Annotated in this window: 3 protein-coding genes and 1 pseudogene; 2 read left to right on the forward strand and 2 right to left on the reverse strand. The window is 60.6% G+C overall.

Annotated features, from left to right (window positions below):
- Both D8U18_RS10860 and D8U18_RS10865 read left to right on the forward strand, forming a co-directional pair.
- Window positions 1–903: adenylosuccinate synthase (locus D8U18_RS10860; protein ID WP_131107609.1), on the forward strand; the 903-nt coding region annotated here is incomplete at its 5' end.
- 150 nt (window positions 904–1,053) lie between these two features.
- Window positions 1,054–2,988, forward strand: coding sequence for a methyl-accepting chemotaxis protein (locus D8U18_RS10865; protein ID WP_130907044.1), 1,935 nt, complete (start codon window positions 1,054–1,056; stop codon window positions 2,986–2,988).
- Between the two features lie 96 nt (window positions 2,989–3,084).
- Here the strand turns inward: D8U18_RS10865 and D8U18_RS10870 are convergent, their stop codons facing one another.
- Window positions 3,085–4,650: an iron ABC transporter permease gene (locus tag D8U18_RS10870; RefSeq protein WP_056852380.1), complete on the reverse strand. Its 1,566-nt coding sequence runs from the start codon at window positions 4,648–4,650 to the stop codon at window positions 3,085–3,087.
- Window positions 4,650–4,775 (reverse strand): annotated as a pseudogene (locus D8U18_RS10875) (iron ABC transporter substrate-binding protein); the annotation flags it as partial. The pseudogene D8U18_RS10875 and the gene D8U18_RS10870, both read right to left, overlap by 1 nt.

Consider the following 4,775-nt stretch of genomic DNA (forward strand, 5'->3'; position numbering starts at 1 on the left):
ACCGGTCGCGGCATCGGCCCGGCCTACGAAGACAAGGTTGCACGTCGCGGCCTGCGTGTGGGCGACCTGCTCAACATGCCGCGCTTTGAAGACAAGCTGCGTGAACTGGTGGATTACCACAACTTCATGCTGGTGGGTTACTACAAAGAGCCGGCCATCGACTTCGACAAGACCCTGGCCGAATGCAACGAATACGCTGAGCTGCTCAAGCCGCTGATGCTGGATGTGACTGCCGAGCTGCACGACCTGCGTCGCGCTGGCAAAGACATCATGTTCGAAGGCGCCCAAGGCTCCCTGCTGGACATCGACCACGGTACCTACCCGTACGTGACCAGCTCCAACACCACCGCTGGCGGCGTTGCTACCGGTTCGGGTGTTGGCCCGATGTTCCTGGACTACATCCTGGGCATCACCAAGGCTTACACCACGCGTGTAGGTTCGGGTCCATTCCCGACTGAGCTGTTCGACGAAGTCGGCGCGCACCTGGCCAAACAAGGTCACGAGTTCGGTGCAACCACCGGCCGTGCCCGTCGTTGCGGCTGGTTCGACGCTGTCATCCTGCGTCGCGCTATCGATGTGAACAGCATCTCGGGCATCTGCCTGACCAAGCTGGACGTGCTCGACGGTCTGGAAACCATCAACATCTGCGTCGGCTACAAGGATGCGCAAGGTAATGCCGTTGCCCCGACCGATGCTGACAGCTACGTAGGCCTGCAGCCTGTTTACGAAGAAGTGCCGGGCTGGACCGAATCGACTGTGGGTGCCAAAACCCTGGAAGAGCTGCCAGCTAACGCCCGCGCTTACATCAAACGCGTTGAAGAGCTGATCGGCGCGCCGATCGACATTATTTCGACGGGTCCGGACCGCAACGAAACCATCGTTCTGCGCCATCCGTTCGCTTGATAAGTCGTTGATGTAAAACACAAAGGCCCCTTAATAGGGGCCTTTGTCGTTTATGCCTGTTGGACGGCATGACCTTTGCTATTAGCTTTGCTTAAAACGTCACTTCCGGCGTGCCATCAATTTAATGGCGCTTATGCAGAGGGATTTCAAGTGTCGGCCGTTCTCTCACTGTTACAAAGCCGTTTGTTGCGGCCTGTGTTCGTTACCCTTGGTATCGCTCTTTTGGTGCAGGTGCTGGTAGCCGTTGCTCTTACCCGGAGCACGGTAACCGCGCTGGAAGCCGATCTCGGAGTGCGATTGGGTGCAGACAGTCAAAAACTGTCCGCTGAACTGGAGCAGGCCGGGCGTGAAGTCACGTCGAGCCTGGACAGCCTTTCCACCAGTACGCGTCAACGCCTCACCGCTGGTTTGTCCGCGCGATTGAAGGACGAACAGGCGCAGTTGCGTGCGACGCTGGAAAAGGACCTGAAGGACTCCGCCAGCGACATGGCGCAGTTGCTGGCTTCCGTCGCACCTCGTGCGATGTGGGACAACGATGTGCCTACCCTGTCTGAGTTCGCCCGTCGTGCCCAGCGCAATCCCAACGTGTTGTTCGTGGTGTATGACGACGCCACGGGCCAGCACCTGACGCGCTACCTCAACCGCGAGAACCCGATCAACAAGGCGCTGCTGGAAAAGGGCCAGGGCGAGCGTGCGCTGGACAAGGTGCTGGATGCGGCAAAGAACGATCCTTCGGTGTTCTACATCGAAGCCTCGATCAATCCTAACGGCGTTGAAATCGGCAAGGTCCTGATGGGCGTCTCGACCGCCTCGGTGGAAGCCGATCTGGCGGCGCTGGATAAACGCTTCACGGCTTTGATTGCCAGCGGTGATCAGCTGGTAGGCGACAGCCTCAAAGGCGCGGCGGCCGACAGTGCGACGGCCATGCGATCGCGTTTGCAGTCGGCGCAGTCCACGGCCTCGGAAATGAAAGCCAATACCACCAGTACCGTGCAGGAAGCTGCGTCGACCTTGCGCTGGCGCATCGGGGTGAGCCTTGCGGTGGTCGGGTTTGGCGTTTTGCTGTTGCTGGCCGTTGTGTTGGGGCGTCGAGTGGTCAATCGCCTGAAAATGCTGATTGTGGCCATGGATGACCTGGCGGCGGGCGAAGGAGATCTGACCAAGCGTGTGCAGATCAACAGCAAGGACGAAATCGGCGACATGGCCTCGGCGGTCAATCGCTTTGTGGATAAGTTGCAGCCAATCGTGCGCGAAGCGGGTGATGTCGCTCAGCGTACCGGCGTGGAAATCGGTGCCATGACCTTGCGCAACGCCGGAGCCGACGCGGCGGCGGGCATGCAGCGCGATGAAGTTGCGGAAAGTCTGCGGGCCTTGTCGCAAATGGCTGATGAAGCCCAGTCGGAAAGCCACGCCATGCAAGCGGCATTGAAACAGGTTGTGGATATTCGTCAGGCAACCGACGAAAACACTCGGACGTCGGCAAGGGTCGGCAGCCTGATCGAGGAGTTGGCCGGGCAGGTCAATACCGGTGCACAGGTGATCGAACGGCTGGCGCAGCAGAGTGAGCAGATTGAAGTGGTGTTGACGGTGATTCACGGAATTGCCGAGCAAACCAATCTGCTGGCATTGAACGCTGCCATTGAAGCGGCGCGAGCCGGCGAGACCGGGCGCGGTTTTGCGGTGGTGGCTGACGAGGTGCGGGCACTGGCGAGCAAGACGCAAAGCTCCACCGGCGATATCCAGGCACACATCGTGGCGTTGCAGCAGGGCGCGCGCGAAGCGGTGGCGGCAATCGGTCAGGCCGGGCGTCAGGCCAATGAAGGTCTACTGGTATTGCGCGACAGTGCGCGGTTGCAGCAATCGGTGCAGGCCTCGGTGGAACAGGTGCATGCGGCGATCGGTCTGGCAACCCAGGCGGCAGCGCATCAGGCCAAGGGCGCGCAGGCAGTGCGCGGGAGGGTCGAGACGATTCATGCACAGGCTGAGAAAGCGGCTCAGGCGGTGGTGGAAACCACAGCCAGCGGCAAGGTGCTGGATGGGTTGGCTGCACAATTGAAGGCGAGCCTGGGACAGTTCAGGGCTTAGGGTTTGTGTTGAATGGTCTGGCATCATCGCGAGCAGGCTCGCTCCCACATTGGAATGCGTTTCCCTGTGGGAGCGAGCCTGCTCGCGATGGCGGTCTTAACGACTCAGATACATCCGGGTCGTCAGCAGATAGACCGGCAACCCCGACACTAATATCAATAACGCCGCATAAGGCGCCGCCGCCGCAAACTCCACGTTCGCGGTATGCGCCCAGACTTCCGTCGCCAGTGTATTCAGCCCCGTCGGACTCAACAGCAAGGTCGCCGTCAGTTCCTTCATCGCATCCAGGAATACCAAGGCAAACGCCGCACCCAGCGCCGGAAAAATGATCGGCAGTGTCACTCGACAGAACGCACTGAATGACGAAGCTCCAAGCGTGCGCGCCGCCTCTTCCAGCTGCGGTGCCGCCTTGTTCAGGGCGGTGCGGATCGGCGCCTGAGCCAACGGTAGAAACAGCAGCGCATAGGCAATCAACAGCAATGCCGAAGTCTGGTACAGCATCGGCACATAGTGCAGGGCGAAATACACCAGGGTCAGGGCGATGACCAATCCCGGCAGGGCGTGCAGCAGATATGGCAAGCGCTCGGCCCAGATCGCCAGTTGGCCTTTATGGCGTACGACCAGCAGGCCGACCGGCACCGCCAGCACCAGGCAAAACGCAGCGCCACCCAGCGACAGCGCGAGAGATGACAGCAATGCTTCGCCGATGGCTGCCATTGGAAAGGCTGCCGACGATCCGACTGCCAACCAGTAAGCCAACATGCCCAGCGGAATCCCGCTGCCGACGATTGCCAGCAGCAGGCAATAAAGCTGGCCTGCCACAGCCCAAGGCCCCAGTCGAACCTGTTCAGCGCGTCGCGCCGCACCCTGGCCGGTGCGCACGTGTCGACCTTTGCCGCGCACGCGCAGCTCCAGCCATAACAGCGCCAGGCAGAGGATCAGCAGTACGGCGGAGAGCATCGCCGCGTTGGCATTGCTGAACTCCAACTCGAACTGTTGATAGATTGCAGTGGTGAAGGTTTGCAGGCCGATAATCGACAGCGCGCCAAATTCCACCAGCATGTGCAATGCGATCAATAAGGCGCCAGCGACCAGTGACGGCCAGAGCAGGGGTAGGGTGATCTTGAAAAATACGCCCCAGCGATTCTGCCCCAGCGTGCGGGCGGACTCCTCCAGCGAGGGATCGAGATTGCGCAGGGTCGCTGCAACGGGAAGGAAAATCAGCGGGTATTTGGAAAGCGTCATCACCAGAATCGCCCCGCCCAGCCCTTCGAAGTGAGCGCTCAGAGACACCCAGGTGAAGCTGCTGACAAAGGCCGGAACGGCGAACGGCAGGCACAGGATCACGCCCCATAGCCGTCGCCCTGGCAGATTGCTGCGTTCCAGCAACCATGCCAGCGACAGACCGATCAGGCCGCAAGCCAGCGTCACGCCGACCATCAGTGCCAGGGTGTTGCGCAGCAGGCCGAATACATACGGCCGCCACAGCAGATGCAGCGCCTCGGCCCAGCCTGCTTGCCAAGCCTTGAGTCCGACATAGGCCAATGGCAGCAGGCTGAGCACAACCAGCAGCAAAACCGGCAGCAACAGCCAGATCGACGGTCGCTTGCGCCGTGGCACATAAACGCTGCGTAGGGCGAGGGCGGATAGTGACGCGCTCATCAGTTCAGGCCAACATCACGTTCCAGATCCAGGGCTTCTTCGGCGTTGCCAAGGTCGGCAGGGGTGACTTTCGGCGCTTGCAGTTCGCTGAACGGCTTGAGGCCGCGATCCGATTCCATGCCTTT

The organism is Pseudomonas sp. Sample_10, assembly GCF_004321495.1.
Classification (GTDB): domain Bacteria; phylum Pseudomonadota; class Gammaproteobacteria; order Pseudomonadales; family Pseudomonadaceae; genus Aquipseudomonas.